A 15,290-nucleotide genomic window follows, 5' to 3' on the forward strand; every position below is an offset into this window, starting at 1 on the left:
CGCCCCCACTCCCGAAGGGAACCATGACACAGCAGGACCTGTACGCCCTCCTGGGCGTGAGCCCGGACGCCGACGCGGACGCCATCAAGAAGGCCTACCGCAAGAAGGCGCGTCAGCTGCACCCCGACGTCAACCCCGACCCGGAGGCGCAGTCGCGCTTCCAGGAGATCGGGCGCGCCTACGAGGTCCTGTCGGACCCCCAGAAGCGGGCGGCGTACGACCGCGGCGGCGACCCGTTCGGCGGGATGGGCGGCTTCGGGCAGGGCGCCGGCTTCTCGTTCACCGACATCATGGACGCGTTCTTCGGCGGCCAGCAGGGCGGTCAGGGCCGCGGCCCGCGGCCGCGCACCCGGCGCGGCCAGGACGCGCTGATCCGGATCGAGGTCGAGCTCGCCGAGGCGGCGTTCGGCGTCACCCGCGAGCTCAAGGTCGACACCGCCGTCGTGTGCTCGACCTGCCACGGCGAAGGCGCGGCCCCGGGCTCGCACCCGCAGACCTGCGAGACCTGCCGGGGCGCGGGCGAGGTGGCCCACGTGCAGCGGTCGTTCCTGGGCGAGATCCGCACGCTGCGCCCGTGCGCGGCCTGCCGCGGCTTCGGCTCGATCATCCCCGACCCCTGCCGCGAGTGCTCGGGCGACGGCAGGGTCCGCTCCCGGCGGACGCTGACCGTCAAGATCCCCGCCGGCGTCGACACCGGCACCCGCGTGCAGCTCGCCGACGAGGGCGAGGTCGGCCCCGGCGGCGGCCCGCCCGGCGACCTCTACGTCGAGATCCACGTCGCGCACCACGAGGTGTTCACCCGGCACGGCAACGACCTGCACTGCACAGTGACGGTCCCGATGACCGCCGCGGCGCTGGGCACGACGCTCGAGCTGCCGACCCTGGAGGCCGACGTCGTGCGTCCGGAAGGCGCCTCGACCGACCTCGAGACCACCTTCGAGCTCGACGTCCATCCCGGCACGCAGTCGGGCACCGAGCAGGTGCTGCGCGGCCGCGGCGTCCCCGGGCTTCGAGGCGGCCGGGGTGACCTGGTGGTGACGATCGCGGTGGAGACGCCGTCGCGGCTCGGCCCTCGTGAGGAGGAGCTGCTGCGCGAGCTCGCCGCCATCCGTGGCGAGGAGCAGCCCGCCGCGCGGCTGCGGCCCGGTGGCCGCAAGAGCCCGTTCGGCCGGCTCCGCGACGCCTTCAACCCGCACTGACGCGACGCCGATGTCGCTGCACGTCCACCTGGTGCCGTCGCTCGCGGGCGTCGACGCGGGCTCGACGGTCACGGTCGAGGGCGCCGAGGCGCACCACGCGGTCGTCGTACGCCGCCTCGCGGTGGGCGAGTCGGTGGTGCTGACCGACGGCGCCGGTCAGGTGGCCGAGTGCGAGGTGACCGCGACGGGCAAGGCGCGGCTCGACGTCGTGGTGCGCTCGGTCTCGTCGGTCCCGCGGCCCGTGCCGGAGCTGGTGGTCGTCCAGGCACTCCCCAAGGGCGACCGCGGCGAGCTGGCGGTCGAGCTCCTCACCGAGGTCGGCGTCGCCCGCATCGTGCCTTGGGCCGCAGCGCGGTCGGTCGCGGTCTGGCGTGGCGACCGGGCCGCGAAGTCGCTCACCAAGTGGCAGGCGACGGCGCGCGAGGCCGCCAAGCAGGCGCGGCGCGCGTGGTTCCCCGAGGTGTCCCCGCTCGCCACGACGGCCGACGTGGCCGCGCTCGTGGCCGGCGCGCCGCTGGCGCTGGTGCTGCACGAGGAGGCGACGCTGGCGCTGCCCGCGCTGGTGCCGGCCGACGTGCCCGACCCCGTCGTCCTCGTGGTCGGGCCCGAGGGCGGCCTCGCGCCAGAGGAGCTGGCGGCGTTCGAGGACGCCGGGGCGCGCACCGCGCGGCTCGGCACCGAGGTGCTGCGCACCTCCACCGCGGGCGTCGCGGCCGTGTCCGCGCTGCTGTCCCGCACGTCGCGCTGGAGCTGAGGGATCAGCGGGCGAGGAGCTCGTCGACGCGGGCGACCTCGTCGTCGAGCTCGGACCTCTCCTGCCGGGTGAGGTCGCGGACCGTGGAGAGGATCTCGACCCGGCCGTTCGTGGGGCGCCACAGACCGACCAGCATCCCGTCGGCGAAGATCGTGCTGGCCAGGCCGCCGTTGGTGCCCATCCACAACGAGCGCGTCTCCGGCGTCGTCACCCGGTCGCGGGCGGCGTGGGAGAGCCAGACGTTGTCGTACTGCCCGAGCAGCCGCACCGGCGCCGGTGCGTCCTCGTCGGCGAGCTCGAGCCCCGGGAGGTCGTAGACCGGCTTGCCGTGCTCGTCCTCATGGACCACCAGGTCGTCGATCGCCTTGACGACCGGCCCCAGCCGGGTCACCGCCGACCACGCCGTGACGTCGGCCGCGGTCGCGGGGCCGTAGGCGCGCAGGTAGCGGCGCACGATCTCCTCGACGTCGGGCTCCACGAGCGGACGCCCCAGCCACCGGTCGACGTACTGGTAGACCACGCCGCCGCTGCCACGCCAGGTGCCGCGCGGCGGGCACTGCACCAGCGGCGCCGCCGACCGGGCGAGCTGGCCCAGCTGCGTGGCGGTCGGGCCGGCGAACCGCTCGGCCAGGGCGAGCCCGAGCGCCTTCTGCGGCTGGGGCCCGTCGGCGAGCAGCTCGGCGAGGGCCTCGAGGAACGCCTCCCGGTCGACGTCGCGGGCGGGGCCGATGCTCTGGCTGAGCCTGATCTCGCGCTCGTGCACCGGCGCCGTCCACTGCCGCAGCGTCAGGGCGTCATCGGCGACCAGCAGGTGCACGGTGCCGCGCATGGTCAGGAGACGCACGAGCGAGCGGTCCTCGAGCCCGGCGGACACGTCGTGGGGGTCGAACGACCTCAGCCGCGCGGCCAGGGAGAGGTACGGCGGCAGGTTCTCCTGCGCCTGGAGGCCGACGAGGTGGCGCACCACCTCGTGCGGGGTCGCGTCGGTCCGCGCGAGAAGGTGCTGCCGCTGGAGCAGGGTGCGGTTGAGTCGTCGCGGGGAGAGCCTCACGCGGTCGAGCCTCGCCCGTCAGCTGATCGTGAACGTCTTGGTGTCCTCGGTCGGCCCGAAGCCCTCGCCGTCCGACGGGTCGTCGGTCATCGCCACGAAGGTGTAGACGCCCGGCGGCAGGGCGCTCGCGTCGACCGCGGACTCCCACGGGTAGAGGTGGTCGCCCCAGCCTTCGGCGGTCGCGAAGCCCTCGAGCACCTGGTTGCCGTTCTCGTCGCGCACCTGCCACGGCACCGTCGCCTCGAAGGAGTTGGCGACGCCGCTGGCGACGAACGTCCGCCCGGGCTCGGAGCCCTGCTGCGGCTGGGTGATGTTGACCAGGGCGAGCACGTTGTTCTGCGGCGCGGCCTTGAAGCCGCCCGACGGCGTCGGCAGCCCCAGGAACGTCGTGCTGTCGCCGTCGGCGGTGACGAAGCCGATCGGGATGCGCTGCTGGAGCACGCCCTGGACGGTGTAGACGACCTGCTGGAGGGCGAGCTTGGCGTCCTTGGTGCTCATGTCGCCCGGCCGGTCCTGGACCTCGTCGGGGACGGTCACCGACGCGATCTCGTCGTAGCCCGCCAGCCGCAGCTGCCCGCCCGGGAGCAGGGTGCCGTAGTCGGGGTCGTCGGCGTCGCCGGCGCTGATCAGGGCCAGCGCCTCGTCGGCCGGGTTGTCGGCCTCGACCTGCTGGAACTCGCGGAACAGCCGCGGCCCCTGGGGCGTGTCACCCACGAAGTACAGCGGTGCGGCGACGCGGTCCGGCTCGCCTCCGCCTGACTGGGTGGCGCTCGGGTCGTCGCTCGGCTTCGGCGTCCTGGTGGGCTTGGTCGAGTGCGACGGCTTGTCGTTGGGGTCGTTGGCCTGCGGGTCGTCGTCGTCGCCGCAGCCCGCCAGCCCGACGGCAAGTCCGATCGCCAGCAGCGGGGCGAGGACGGCGCGGAGTCGGGTGCGGTGGGCGGTCATGGGTCCATCCTCTGCTGGGACAGGTGTGACTGGTGGGAATTGGGCCGTGTGTCCGCCGCTACTTGATGACGACCGTGCGCGTGTCGACCGTCGGCCCGGCCCCCTCCTCGCCGCCGGAGGGGTCGTCGGTCATGACCGCGAAGGTGTAGTCGCCCGGCTCGAGGTCGGACACGTCGATCGGGCCGGTTGCCCAGGGGTAGAGGTGGTCCTCCCACCCGTAGGTCTGCGAGGTGCCGGAGCGCACGAGGCTCCCGTCGGGGGCGCGCAGCTCCCACGGCACGTTCCCCTCGAACGAGCTGGCCCGGCCGCGGGCGCTGAACGAGTCGACCACCACCCGCCGCTCGGTCGGGTCGCTGATGCTGGCGAGGGCGAGCACGTCGAGCTGCGGCGCGCTCGTCAGCGGTTCGCTCGTCGGCTGCCCGAACACCTCGGCCACCGGGTTGCCGTCGTGGACGAACTGGACGGGCAGCTGCGCGTCGCCGGCCGCGGCCTGGACGGTGTAGACGACCTGCTGGAGCGCGAGCTCGCCGTCGGCCACGCTCATGCCCGCCGAGAGCTGGGCCAGCGACGGGTCGACGTCGACCTCGATGACGTCGTCGACGAGCTCGGCGCCGAGCAGCTGTCCCGGCGACCAGTACGACGCGTAGTCGGGGTCGTCCGGGTCGGCCTGCAGCAGGTCGAGCGCCGCGCCGGGGGTGGTGCCAGGCCCGGGGCCGGTCCGGAACTCCCGGAAGAGCCGCGGACCCTGGGGCGTGTCGCCGACGTAGTAGAGCGCGTACGCCGGGCGCTGGTCGCGGCTGCGGTCGATCGCGTGCGTGCCGTGCGACACCTGGGCCTCGGGGCCGTCGGACTGGTGGACCGCCACCGCGACGCCGGTCGTCACGGCCGCCGCGGCGAGCAGGCCGACGGTGACGCCGTAGCGCACGCGGCGCCGCTTCGACGCGGCCGCGACCCGCTCGCGCAGCTCCGCGCGCCGGTCGGACGGCTCGACGTCCTCGACCGCCTCCCGCATCAGCGTGGCCAGGTCGTCCATCAGATCTCTCCCTCGTGGAGCTGGTCGGCGAGCAGGCCGCGCAGGGCGGCCGAGCCGCGGGAGGCGTGCGCCTTCACCGAGCCGCGGCTGATCCCGAGGGTCTCGGCGATCTCGGTCTCGGACAGGTCGAGGTAGTGGCGCAGGACGAGCACCTCCCGCTGCCGGGTGGGCAGCGCACGCAGGGCGTCGAGCACGGCGCTACGCCGGTCGCTCACGAGGGCCGGGGTGTCCGCCGGGTCGGCGAGCGTCAGCGCCGGGCCCTGCCGGGCGACGTACCGCTCCACGACGCCGCGGTGCCGCAGTGCCGAGCGCGACCGGTTGACCACCGTCCGCCGCAGGTAGGCGAGGGCCTTGTCGTGGTCGTGGAGCGAGCGCCACCGGCCGTGCATCGCCACGAACGAGTCCTGCACGACCTCCTCGGCCGCGCCGCGGTCGCGCAGGAGGAGGACGGCCAGCCGCACCAGCCCGCGCCAGTGTGCGGCGTAGAGCTGCTCGAGCGCGGTGTCGGCGTCCAGGTCGACCTCCAGCGGCCTCGACGTGGCCAACAGGGAACGTGCGGTCACACCAGTCTGACGCTTCACCGCCTTCGCCGGTTGACACGCCTGTGCGACGATGACGGCGGGGGTCTCGAGGAGGGAGCGCGGTCGTGGAGGGCTGCTTGTTCTGCGGCATCGTCGCAGGTGACGTCGAGTCCGACGTCGTGCACGCCACCGAGCGCACGATCGCGTTCCGCGACGTCGACCCGCAGGCTCCGACCCACGTGCTGGTGGTCCCGCGCGACCACTACGCCAGCGCCGCAGCGCTCGCCGCCGGCGACCCCCAGGCGTCCGCCGAGCTGGTCACCACCGCGGCCGCCGTCGCCGCCGCCGAGGGCCACGACGACTACCGCCTGGTGTTCAACACCGGCGCCGGCGCCGGCCAGACCGTCTTCCACACCCACCTGCACCTGCTCGCCGGGCGCTCGATGACCTGGCCGCCCGGGTGACCGCCCGCTCCGCCCGCCGCGTGCTCGTCTCGGCGGCGGTCGCGCTGGTGGTGCCGTTCGCGGCCGCCTGCATGGACGCCGGCGACGACGGCCGTCGCGCGGGCGACCCGGGGGCGCTCCTCACCCCCACCAAGCCGCCCGAGGTCGAGGCCCAGGAGCTGGCCGCGGTGCCGAAGGGCAAGCTGCTGCCGCTGCGCGAGGGCGAGCAGCGGATGACGCTGACGATGCCGGAGACCTACACGCCGTCGGCTCCTTACGGCAGCGGCACCGACGACTACCGCTGCTTCCTGCTCGACCCCCAGCTCGACCAGGACGTCTGGCTGACCGGCAGCAACGTGCTGCCCGGCAACCCCGACGTCGTCCACCACGTGATCCTGTTCAAGCTCTCACCCGACGACGTCAAGGCCGCCGAGGCGAAGGACGCCGCCAGCGGCGACCCCGGCTGGACCTGCTTCGGGGGCACCGGCATCGCCGGGGAGTTCGGTGACCTCGACGACGCCAACTGGCTCGCGGCGTGGGCGCCCGGCGGCGACGAGACCAAGACCCGCGACGACTACGGCGTCCGGCTCGAGGCCGGCTCGCGGATCGTGATGCAGGTCCACTACAACCTGCTCAAGGGCGCCGCCCCCGACCAGTCGGCGACCCAGCTGCGGTGGATGCCCGGCAGCACCGACCTCACCGCGCTGCACACGTTCCTGATGCCGGCCCCGGTCGAGCTGCCCTGCCGCGCCGACCACAGCGACGGGCCGCTGTGCGACCGCGACGCCGCGGCGATCGACGTCAAGAAGCGGTTCGGCGCGGCCGGCAACACCAACACGCTCCTGCACTTCCTCTGCGGCACCGAGATCGAGCCCAGCGAGACGACGACCTGCACGCGGCCGATCAACCGCGGCATGACCATCCTCGGCGTCGCCGGCCACATGCACCTGCTCGGCCGCAAGATCACCATCGAGGTCAACCCGGGCACCGACCGCGAGAAGACGATCCTGCGGATCCCCGTGTGGGACTTCGACGACCAGGGCTCCAAGCCGGTCGACCCCGTCCACCTCGACCCGGGCGACACCGTGCGGGTGACGTGCCAGCACCAGCAGTGGCTGCGCGACAAGCTGCCGGCGTTCGAGACCCAGCGCGAGGACCGCTACGTCATGTGGGCCGAGGGCAGCACCGACGAGATGTGCCTCGGCATGCTGTCGGTGGCGTACGACTCCTGACTCCAGCTCTACGAGCTGAGCGCTCCCAGCACCCGCATCACCGCGAACACCACCGGCAGGCCGAAGACCACCAGCAGCCCCCACGCCGCCATCCGGTGCCACGGCTTGGTGGCGTCGAGCTTGCCGGCGAAGTCCAGCAGCGCACCCTCCGGCACGTGGTGGGTCAGCCCCATCCGGCGCGCGTCCGCGGGCAGGTGGCCGCCCGGGAACCACGAGGGCGGCGTGTTCTCGTCGCCGTACTCCTCCGTGTAGTCGACGGAGTCATCGACCGGCATGAGCAGACCCTACGTCCCCGGCGCGCAACCAGGTGGGACGGAGCGCGCCCAGCCCGTAACATGGAAGGGTTCACTGCCGACCGAAAGGCCTGCCCGCCCGGGCACACATGACTGACAGCACTCCTGATGTGGCGACGACCTCGACCCCGCCGACGGCTCCCCAGAACGCACGTCACACCGTCGTGGTCCCCAACAGCATCAACATGGTCAGCCTGCTCGGCCCCGGCGACGAGCACCTCGGTCTCATCGAGCAGGCCTTCGACGCGGACATCCACGTCCGCGGCAACCGGATCACGCTCTCGGGCCAGCCGTCCGAGATCGCCCTCGCCGAGCGCCTGCTCGACGAGCTGGTCGCGATCATCCGCACCGGCCAGGGCGTGAGCGTCGAGACGGTCGAGCGCGTGCTGGCGATGCTGCGCGCCGAGACGACCGAGCGGCCGGCCGACGTGCTGAGCCTCAACATCCTCAGCAACCGCGGTCGCTCGATCCGCCCCAAGACGCTGAACCAGAAGCGCTACGTCGACTCGATCGACAAGCACACCATCACCTTCGGCATCGGCCCCGCCGGCACCGGCAAGACCTACCTCGCGATGGCGAAGGCGGTCCAGGCGCTGCAGTCGAAGGCCGTCAACCGCATCATCCTCACCCGCCCCGCGGTCGAGGCGGGCGAGCGGCTCGGCTACCTGCCCGGCACGCTGAGCGAGAAGATCGACCCCTACCTCCGGCCGCTCTACGACGCGCTGCACGACATGATCGACCCCGAGTCGATCCCCAAGCTGCTCGCCGCCGGCACCATCGAGGTCGCGCCGCTCGCCTACATGCGCGGGCGCTCCCTCAACGACGCGTTCATCATCCTCGACGAGGCCCAGAACACCTCGCCCGAGCAGATGAAGATGTTCCTGACCCGCCTCGGGTTCGGCTCCAAGATCGTGGTGACCGGTGACGTCACCCAGGTCGACCTGCCCGGCGGCACCCAGTCGGGGCTGCGCGTGGTCGAGGGCATCCTCGACGACGTCGAGGACATCAGCTTCTGCCGGCTCACCGCCCACGACGTCGTGCGGCACCGGCTGGTCGGCAAGATCGTCGCGGCCTACGAGGAGTTCGACGTCGAGGCCCAGCGGCGCGAGCAGCGAGGTCCGCGCACGACGGGTCGCCCGTGAGTGGGCAACGGTGAGCATCGAGGTGCTCAACGAGTCCGGTGAGGCGCTGGACGTCGACCACCTCGTCGGGCTGAGCCGCTTCGTGCTCGACCGGATGCGGGTGCACCCGCTCGCCGAGCTGTGCATCAAGGCTGTCGACACCGAGACGATGACCGAGCTCAACGAGAAGTGGATGGAGGGCGAAGGCCCGACCGACGTGCTGGCCTTCCCGATGGACGAGCTGCGTCCCGGCCTGGTCAACGAGGACCCCGAGGAGGGCATCCTCGGTGACCTGATGCTGTGCCCGTCGATCGCCGAGAAGCAGGCCGTGACGGCCGGCCACTCGACCGACGCCGAGCTCGAGCTGCTCACCGTGCACGGGATCCTGCACCTGCTCGGCTACGACCACGCCGAGCCCGAGGAGCACGCCGAGATGTTCGGCCTCCAGGACGAGCTCCTCGCCGCGTGGCGAAGTCGCTGACGGGACCCTGACCCGCTCATGATCATCGTCCTGGCCGCCGCGCTGGTGCTGCTGGCCGGTCTCTTCTCGGCTGCCGACGCAGCGCTCACGTCGTTCAGCCGGGCGCGCGCCGAGGAGCTCCAGGCCGAGGGGCAGGCGGGCTCGCGGCGTCTCGTCACGATGCTGGCCGACCCGGCGCCCTACCTCAACACCGCGATCCTGCTCCGCCTGCTCTGCGAGATCTCGGCGATCGTGATCGTGACCCGCGAGGTCACCAGCGCCTACGACGGCCGCTGGCTGCCGGGCGCGTTCACGACGATCGGCGTGATGCTGGTGGTCTCGTTCGTCGCGATCGGCGTGGCGCCCCGCACCCTGGGCCGCCAGCACAACGAGCGGGTCGCGCTCTGGTCCGCGGCGCCCCTGAGCTGGGTGACCACGGTGCTCGGCCCGATCCCGAGGCTGCTGATCCTCATCGGCAACATGCTCACGCCCGGCAAGGGCTTCCGCGAGGGACCGTTCTCGACCGAGACCGAGCTGCGCGAGCTCGTCGACATCGCCGAGGCCTCGGCGCTGATCGAGGCCGGTGAGCGGCGGATGATCCACTCCGTCTTCGAGCTCGGCGACACCACGGTCCGCGAGGTGATGGTCCCGCGCAACGACGTCGTGTTCGTCGAGCGGCACAAGAACCTCCGCCAGACCATGTCGCTCTTCCTGCGCTCGGGCTTCTCGCGGGTGCCGGTGATCGAGGACAACCTCGACCACATCGTCGGCGTGGCCTACCTCAAGGACATCGTGCGCCGCGACTTCGAGGCGCCCGACGTCGAGCTCACCCAGCACATCGACGAGGTGATGCGCGAGGTCTACTGGGTGCCCGAGTCCAAGCCCGTCGACGACCTGCTGCGCGAGATGCAGGCACGCAGCCAGCACCTCGCGATCGTGGTCGACGAGTACGGCGGCACCGCCGGCCTCGTCACGATCGAGGACCTCCTCGAGGAGATCGTCGGTGAGATCACCGACGAGTACGACGCCGACGAGATCACCCCGGAGACCCTCGAGGACGGGTCGGTGCGGGTCTCCTCCCGCTATCCCACCGACGACCTCGACGAGCTGTTCGGCTTCCAGGTCGAGGAGGACGACGTCGACTCGGTCGGCGGACTGATGGCCAAGCACCTCGGCCTGGTGCCCATCCCCGGCTCGCAGGTGGTCGCGCACGGGCTCCGGTTCACCGCCGAGGACACCGCGGGCCGCCGCAACAAGATCGGCACGGTCCGCATCGCGCGCGTCGAGCCCGCGCCCGACGCCGAGCTCGAGGTGGCGACGAAGCAGGGCGTCGAAGGAGGCCGTCCGTGACTGACCTCTCGCCCGAGGACGACAAGCTCGTCACCCTCGCTCGCGCCACCCGCTCCCGCACCGCCGCGCGCGAGGGGGCCGCCGTCCGCGACTCCGACGGCCGCACCTACGCCGCGGCAACCGTCGCCCTGCCCTCGCTGCAGGTCTCGGCGCTCGGTGTCTGCGTCGCTATGGCAGTCTCATCCGGCTCGCGTGGCCTCGAGGCCGCCGTCGTGCTCGGCGACTCCGGGCAGGTGTCGCCCCTCGACCTCGACGTGCTGCGCGACTTCGCCGGCCCGGGCGTCGTCGTGCACGTCGGTGACCCGCGGGGGACCGTCTCCAGCTCGACGACGACCTGAGCGCCTCTGTCCCGGCCGCTCCACGAGCGGGTGACACAGAGCTCCACAGGATCTCGTCATCCACGCGCAACACGTCCGGAGTAACGTGCCCCGGGTGACTGAGGGGAGCGCTTGGGCGCGCCACGAGGAGGCGGTGGCTCGGTTGCGGGCGTCGTACGCCGCGATCCCGGCGGGCGCACCGGTACGACTGGCCAAGAAGACCTCGAACCTGTTCCGGCCCCGGGCCCGCCACCGCACCCCCGGCCTCGACGTGAGCGGGCTCGACGGGGTGATCGAGGTCGACGCCGAGCGCCAGGTCGCCGAGGTGCAGGGCATGTGCACCTATGAGCACCTCGTCGACGCGACCCTGCCGCACGGCCTGATCCCGTACGTCGTCCCGCAGCTCAAGACGATCACGCTGGGCGGCGCGGTGACCGGGCTCGGCATCGAGTCGACCAGCTTCCGCAGCGGCCTGCCGCACGAGTCGGTGGAGGAGATGGACGTCTTCACCGGCGCGGGCAAGATCGTGACGACGCGCCCCGCCCCCCATGAGCACAGTGACCTGTTCGACACCTTCCCCAACTCCTACGGGTCGCTCGGCTACGCCACGCGGATCCGGATCAAGCTGGAGAAGGTGCCCGACCGAGTCGAGCTGCGCCACGTGCGCTTCGACGACGCGGGCCTCCTGGCGAAGACCGTCGCCGAGATCGTCGACACCCGGCTCCACGACGGGCTCCAGGTCGACGGCCTCGACGGCGTGGCGTTCCAGCCGGGGGAGTACTACCTCACCCTCGCGCGCTGGCTCAGCGCGGAGGCTGGCGAGGAGAACCCGATCGACGGGGCGCCGAAGGCGCTGGAGCGGACCAGCGACTACACCGGCCAGCAGATCTACTACCGGTCGATCCAGCAGCGGCAGACCGACCTGCTGACGACCCACGACTACCTGTGGCGGTGGGACACCGACTGGTTCTGGTGCTCGGGCGCGTTCGGGGTCCAGAACCCCACCGTGCGGCGGCTGTGGCCCCGGCGCTGGCGGCGCAGCGACGTCTACCACCACCTGATCGGCCTCAACCACCGCACCGGGTTCATGGACTGGGTCGACCGCCGCAAGGGGCGGCCCCAGCGCGAGCAGGTGGTGCAGGACGTCGAGATCCCGGTGGAGCGGCTCGAGGAGTTCCTGGCGTGGTTCGACGCCGAGGTCGGGATGCGACCGGTCTGGCTGTGCCCGCTGGTCAGCCCCGGCACCAGCGCCGGCCACCAGTGGCCGACCTACCCGCTCCACCCCGGCACCACCTACGTCAACGTCGGCTTCTGGGGCACGGTGCACGTCGGCCCCGAGGCGCCCGACGCGCCCCTCAACCGGGCCATCGAGGCCAAGGTCGCCGAGCTGGGCGGCCACAAGTCGCTCTACTCCGAGGCCTTCTACGACCGCGAGACCTTCGACAAGCTGTACGACGGCCCGCACCTGGCCGCCGTGAAGCAGCGCTACGACCCTGATGACCGGCTCCTGAGCCTCTACGACAAGGCGGTACGCGACCGATGACCACGACCCTGACCCCCGGCAAGACCAAGCTCTCTATCGCCGAGGCGCTCAACTCGATGCTGAAGGAGCCGCTCCCGCTGCGCTTCACGGCCTACGACGGCAGCGCAGCCGGGCCGGAGGACTCGCCGTACGGCATCCACCTGGCGACCGAGCGCGGTCTCAACTACATCCTCACCGCGCCCGGCGACCTCGGCTTCGGCCGTGCCTACGTCAGCGGCGATCTCGAGGTGCGCGGCGCCCCGGAGGGCGACCCCTACGAGGCGTTCAAGCTCATCGCCAGCAAGCTCTCCTTCCGCCGCCCGAGCCCGGTCGAGGCGCTGTCGCTGCTGCGCAGCCTCGGCATCTCCCACCTCCGCCCGCCGGCCCCTCCGCCCCAGGAGGCGCCCTCGAGGCTGCGCCGCACGCTCGAGGGGCTGCGCCACTCGCTCGGCCGCGACGCCGAGGCGATCCACCACCACTACGACGTCTCCAACACCTTCTACGAGTACGTCCTGGGCCCGTCGATGACCTACACCTGCGCGGTCTTCCCGACCGAGGACGCGACGCTCGAGGAGGCGCAGGCGCACAAGTACGACCTGGTCGCGCGCAAGCTCGACCTCCAGCCCGGCCAGCGTCTGCTCGACCTCGGCTGCGGCTGGGGCGGCATGGTGCGGCACGCGGCGCGGGAGTACGGCGTCAAGGCGCTCGGCGTGACGCTGTCGCGCGAGCAGGCCTCGTGGGCGATGCAGAAGATCAAGGAGGAGGGGCTCGACCACCTGGCCGAGGTCCGGTTCATGGACTACCGGCACGTGGAGGAGACCGGCTTCGACGCGATCTCCTCGATCGGTCTCACCGAGCACATCGGCGTGAAGAACTACCCGGCGTACTTCGGCTTCATCAAGGACCGCCTCAAGCCCCAGGGCCGGCTGCTCAACCACTGCATCACCCGGCACGACAACCGCTGGCGCGAGACCGGGCAGTTCCTCGACCGCTACGTCTTCCCCGACGGCGAGCTGATCGGCAGCGGCAAGATCATCACCGAGGTGCAGAACGCCGGCCTCGAGGTGCAGCACGAGGAGAACTTCCGGATCCACTACGCCAAGACCCTGGCCGGCTGGTGCAAGAACCTCGCCGACAACTGGGACGCGTGCGTCGCCGAGGTCGGCGAGGGCACCGCGCGCGTGTGGGGCCTCTACATGGCGGGGTCGCGGATCGCCTTCGAGCGCAACGAGATCCAGCTCCACCACGTGCTGGCGACCAAGACCGACGAGCACGGCGAGAGCGGCTACCCGCTGCGGCACGACTGGGGCGTCTGACCGGCGCGGCACCACCACTACCGTTGGTCCGGTGAGCACCCGGGCCAGCCAGTACGCCGCGCGCGTCGAGCGCCGCGAGGAGCTGTCCGCGCACCTCGTGCGGCTGACCCTGGCGGTCGACCCGGCGTTCGCGTCGACGGGCATCCCCGACGAGTGGGTCGGCCTGGTGGTGCCGGGGCAGTTCCAGAGCCGCTACTACACGGTCCGGTCCTACGTGGAGGGTGTCCTGGTGCTCGACGTGGTGCTCCACGACGTCGGCCTGGTCACCGAGTGGGTGGTGCGCGACGACTGCGTCGGCTCGACCGTGACGATCACCGAGGCGAAGGGCTCCTTCGACCCGCCCTCCGGCGCGGCGTGGCTGCTGCTGGTGGGCGACCTGACGGGGCTGCCCGCGATGGCCCGGATCGCCGAGACGACCGCGCTGCCCACCCGGATGTGGGCCGAGGTCGCCGACCCGCTGCCCGGCTACCTCCCCGGCACCGTGGACGTCACCTGGCTCGAGTCGCCGCCGGGCACCAGCAGGCTGGCCGAGGTCGTCGAGGCGATCGAGTGGCCGCCGGGCGAGGGCTACTTCTGGATGGCCGGCGAGTCCGCGCAGATGCGCGCGATCCGCAAGCACCTCATGCGCGACCGCAAGCTGCCCGCGACGGCCTACGACGTGATGGGCTACTGGCGGTCCTCGAGCGGCCGGCAGCCGCGGGCGGTCGATCCCGGCCCGATCTGGCGCGAGGGCAAGGCGCAGGGGCTCAGCGACGAGCAGATCTGGGCGCGCTACGACGAGGCCCGATCGTGACCGCCGGCTTCCGCAGCGGGTTCGCGTCGTTCGTGGGCCGCCCCAACGCCGGCAAGTCCACCCTCACCAACGCGCTGGTCGGGCAGAAAGTGGTGATCACCTCCGACAAGCCGCAGACCACCCGCACCGTGGTGCGAGGCATCGTGCACCGGCCCGACGGGCAGCTGGTCCTCGTGGACACCCCGGGCCTGCACCGGCCGCGCACCCTGCTCGGCGAGCGGCTCAACGACCTGGTCCGCAGCACGTGGGCCGAGGTCGACGTGGTGGCCGTGTGCTTCCCGAGCAACGAGAAGATCGGCCCCGGCGACCGCTTCATCGTCACCGAGATGTCCAAGATCAAGCGCACGACGAAGGTCGCCGTCGCGACCAAGACCGACCTGGCGGGGCCCGAGCGGATCGGCGAGCACCTCCTCGACATCCAGCGCCTCGGCGCCGAGGCCGGCATCGAGTGGGCCGAGATCGTGCCGGTCTCGGCGGTCCAGGGCGACGAACCACAGAGCCAGGTGCAGCTCCTCGCGGACCTGCTGCTGGCACTGCTGCCCGAGGGGCCGCAGCTCTACCCCGACGGCGAGCTGACCGACGCCCCCGAGGAGGTCCTGGTCGCCGAGCTGATCCGCGAGGCGGCGCTCGACGGCGTCCGCGACGAGCTCCCGCACTCGATCGCCGTGGTCGTCGAGGAGATGCTGCCGCGGGAGGACCGGCCGGCCGACAAGCCGCTGCTCGACATCCACGCCAGCCTCTACGTCGAGCGCGACTCCCAGAAGGGCATCGTCATCGGCCACAAGGGCGCCCGCCTCAAGGACGTCGGCATGCGCGCGCGGAGGTCGATCGAGGCGCTGCTCGGCACCCCGGTCTACCTCGACCTGCACGTGAAGATCGCCAAGGACTGGCAGCGCGACCCGCGACAGCTCCGCAAGCTGGGCTTCTGATCACGATCCCC

The 15,290-nt window shown here is 72.2% G+C and carries 17 protein-coding genes; 12 read left to right on the forward strand and 5 right to left on the reverse strand.

Features of this window, described 5'->3' with window-relative positions:
- The first annotated feature begins 23 nt into the window (after positions 1-23).
- Together dnaJ and G514_RS0107175 are read left to right on the forward strand one after the other, a co-directional pair.
- Positions 24-1,199 carry a molecular chaperone DnaJ gene (gene dnaJ / locus G514_RS0107170; protein ID WP_028651202.1) on the forward strand — a complete coding sequence of 392 codons (1,176 nt, stop codon included), beginning with the start codon at positions 24-26 and terminating at the stop codon, positions 1,197-1,199.
- Between the two features lie 10 nt (positions 1,200-1,209).
- Positions 1,210-1,953, forward strand: a complete 744-nt coding sequence (locus G514_RS0107175) for a 16S rRNA (uracil(1498)-N(3))-methyltransferase (protein WP_028651203.1) — start codon at positions 1,210-1,212, stop codon at positions 1,951-1,953.
- A 4-nt stretch (positions 1,954-1,957) separates the two neighbouring features.
- Here the strand turns inward: G514_RS0107175 and G514_RS25390 are convergent, their stop codons facing one another.
- Genes G514_RS25390 through G514_RS0107195 form a run of 4 tightly spaced genes read right to left on the reverse strand, consistent with a single transcriptional unit; the run spans position 1,958 to position 5,545 of the window.
- The gene (locus G514_RS25390) at positions 1,958-3,004 is read right to left on the reverse strand and encodes a winged helix DNA-binding domain-containing protein (protein WP_036563952.1); all 1,047 of its coding nucleotides are present in this window, start codon (positions 3,002-3,004) and stop codon (positions 1,958-1,960) included.
- Between the two features lie 18 nt (positions 3,005-3,022).
- Positions 3,023-3,949, reverse strand: a complete 927-nt coding sequence (locus G514_RS0107185; RefSeq protein ID WP_028651204.1) for a Gmad2 immunoglobulin-like domain-containing protein — start codon at positions 3,947-3,949, stop codon at positions 3,023-3,025.
- Positions 3,950-4,007: 58 nt separating this feature from the next.
- Entirely contained in the window at positions 4,008-4,982 is a 975-nt protein-coding gene (locus G514_RS0107190; RefSeq protein ID WP_028651205.1) for a Gmad2 immunoglobulin-like domain-containing protein, read from the reverse strand.
- Positions 4,982-5,545, reverse strand: a complete 564-nt coding sequence (locus G514_RS0107195) for a SigE family RNA polymerase sigma factor (RefSeq protein ID WP_245582129.1) — start codon at positions 5,543-5,545, stop codon at positions 4,982-4,984. The genes G514_RS0107190 and G514_RS0107195 overlap by 1 nt, the downstream gene beginning before the upstream one ends.
- Positions 5,546-5,628: 83 nt before the next feature.
- Here G514_RS0107195 and G514_RS0107200 point away from each other — a divergent pair, with 83 nt between their 5' ends.
- The gene (locus G514_RS0107200; protein ID WP_028651207.1) at positions 5,629-5,967 is read left to right on the forward strand and encodes an HIT domain-containing protein; all 339 of its coding nucleotides are present in this window, start codon (positions 5,629-5,631) and stop codon (positions 5,965-5,967) included.
- Complete coding sequence (locus G514_RS0107205; protein WP_028651208.1) at positions 5,964-7,178, forward strand: hypothetical protein; 1,215 nt, start codon at positions 5,964-5,966, stop codon at positions 7,176-7,178. The genes G514_RS0107200 and G514_RS0107205 overlap by 4 nt, the downstream gene beginning before the upstream one ends.
- An 8-nt stretch (positions 7,179-7,186) precedes the next feature.
- Here G514_RS0107205 and G514_RS25395 read toward each other — a convergent pair whose 3' ends face one another.
- A complete protein-coding gene (locus tag G514_RS25395) occupies positions 7,187-7,453 on the reverse strand; it encodes a hypothetical protein (RefSeq protein WP_036563954.1) in 267 nt (88 codons plus the stop codon).
- A 107-nt stretch (positions 7,454-7,560) separates the two neighbouring features.
- Between G514_RS25395 and G514_RS0107215 the strand changes: the two genes are divergently transcribed.
- The 8 genes from G514_RS0107215 to era all read left to right on the forward strand — a co-directional run bounded on the left by G514_RS0107215 (position 7,561) and on the right by era (position 15,279).
- The gene (locus G514_RS0107215) at positions 7,561-8,613 is read left to right on the forward strand and encodes a PhoH family protein (RefSeq protein ID WP_028651209.1); all 1,053 of its coding nucleotides are present in this window, start codon (positions 7,561-7,563) and stop codon (positions 8,611-8,613) included.
- Positions 8,614-8,623: 10 nt separating this feature from the next.
- On the forward strand, positions 8,624-9,073 hold the full coding sequence (ybeY, locus tag G514_RS0107220; RefSeq protein ID WP_028651210.1) for an rRNA maturation RNase YbeY: 450 nt from the start codon (positions 8,624-8,626) through the stop codon (positions 9,071-9,073).
- An 18-nt stretch (positions 9,074-9,091) separates the two neighbouring features.
- Positions 9,092-10,402 (forward strand): hemolysin family protein, encoded by a 1,311-nt coding sequence (locus tag G514_RS25400; protein WP_036563956.1) that lies wholly within the window; start codon positions 9,092-9,094, stop codon positions 10,400-10,402.
- Positions 10,399-10,740 carry a cytidine/deoxycytidylate deaminase family protein gene (locus G514_RS0107230; protein ID WP_028651211.1) on the forward strand — a complete coding sequence of 114 codons (342 nt, stop codon included), beginning with the start codon at positions 10,399-10,401 and terminating at the stop codon, positions 10,738-10,740. The genes G514_RS25400 and G514_RS0107230 overlap by 4 nt, the downstream gene beginning before the upstream one ends.
- A gap of 94 nt (positions 10,741-10,834) precedes the next feature.
- A complete protein-coding gene (locus G514_RS0107235; RefSeq protein WP_028651212.1) occupies positions 10,835-12,262 on the forward strand; it encodes an FAD-binding oxidoreductase in 1,428 nt (475 codons plus the stop codon).
- A complete protein-coding gene (locus G514_RS0107240) occupies positions 12,259-13,557 on the forward strand; it encodes an SAM-dependent methyltransferase (RefSeq protein ID WP_028651213.1) in 1,299 nt (432 codons plus the stop codon). The genes G514_RS0107235 and G514_RS0107240 overlap by 4 nt, the downstream gene beginning before the upstream one ends.
- 31 nt (positions 13,558-13,588) lie before the next feature.
- Positions 13,589-14,350, forward strand: a complete 762-nt coding sequence (locus G514_RS0107245) for a siderophore-interacting protein (protein ID WP_028651214.1) — start codon at positions 13,589-13,591, stop codon at positions 14,348-14,350.
- A complete protein-coding gene (gene era / locus G514_RS0107250) occupies positions 14,344-15,279 on the forward strand; it encodes a GTPase Era (RefSeq protein ID WP_028651215.1) in 936 nt (311 codons plus the stop codon). The genes G514_RS0107245 and era overlap by 7 nt, the downstream gene beginning before the upstream one ends.
- The last annotated feature ends 11 nt before the right edge of the window (positions 15,280-15,290 follow it).

Origin of the sequence: Nocardioides halotolerans DSM 19273, assembly GCF_000422805.1 — a bacterium.
In the GTDB taxonomy this organism is placed as follows: Bacteria; Actinomycetota; Actinomycetes; order Propionibacteriales; family Nocardioidaceae; genus Nocardioides; species Nocardioides halotolerans.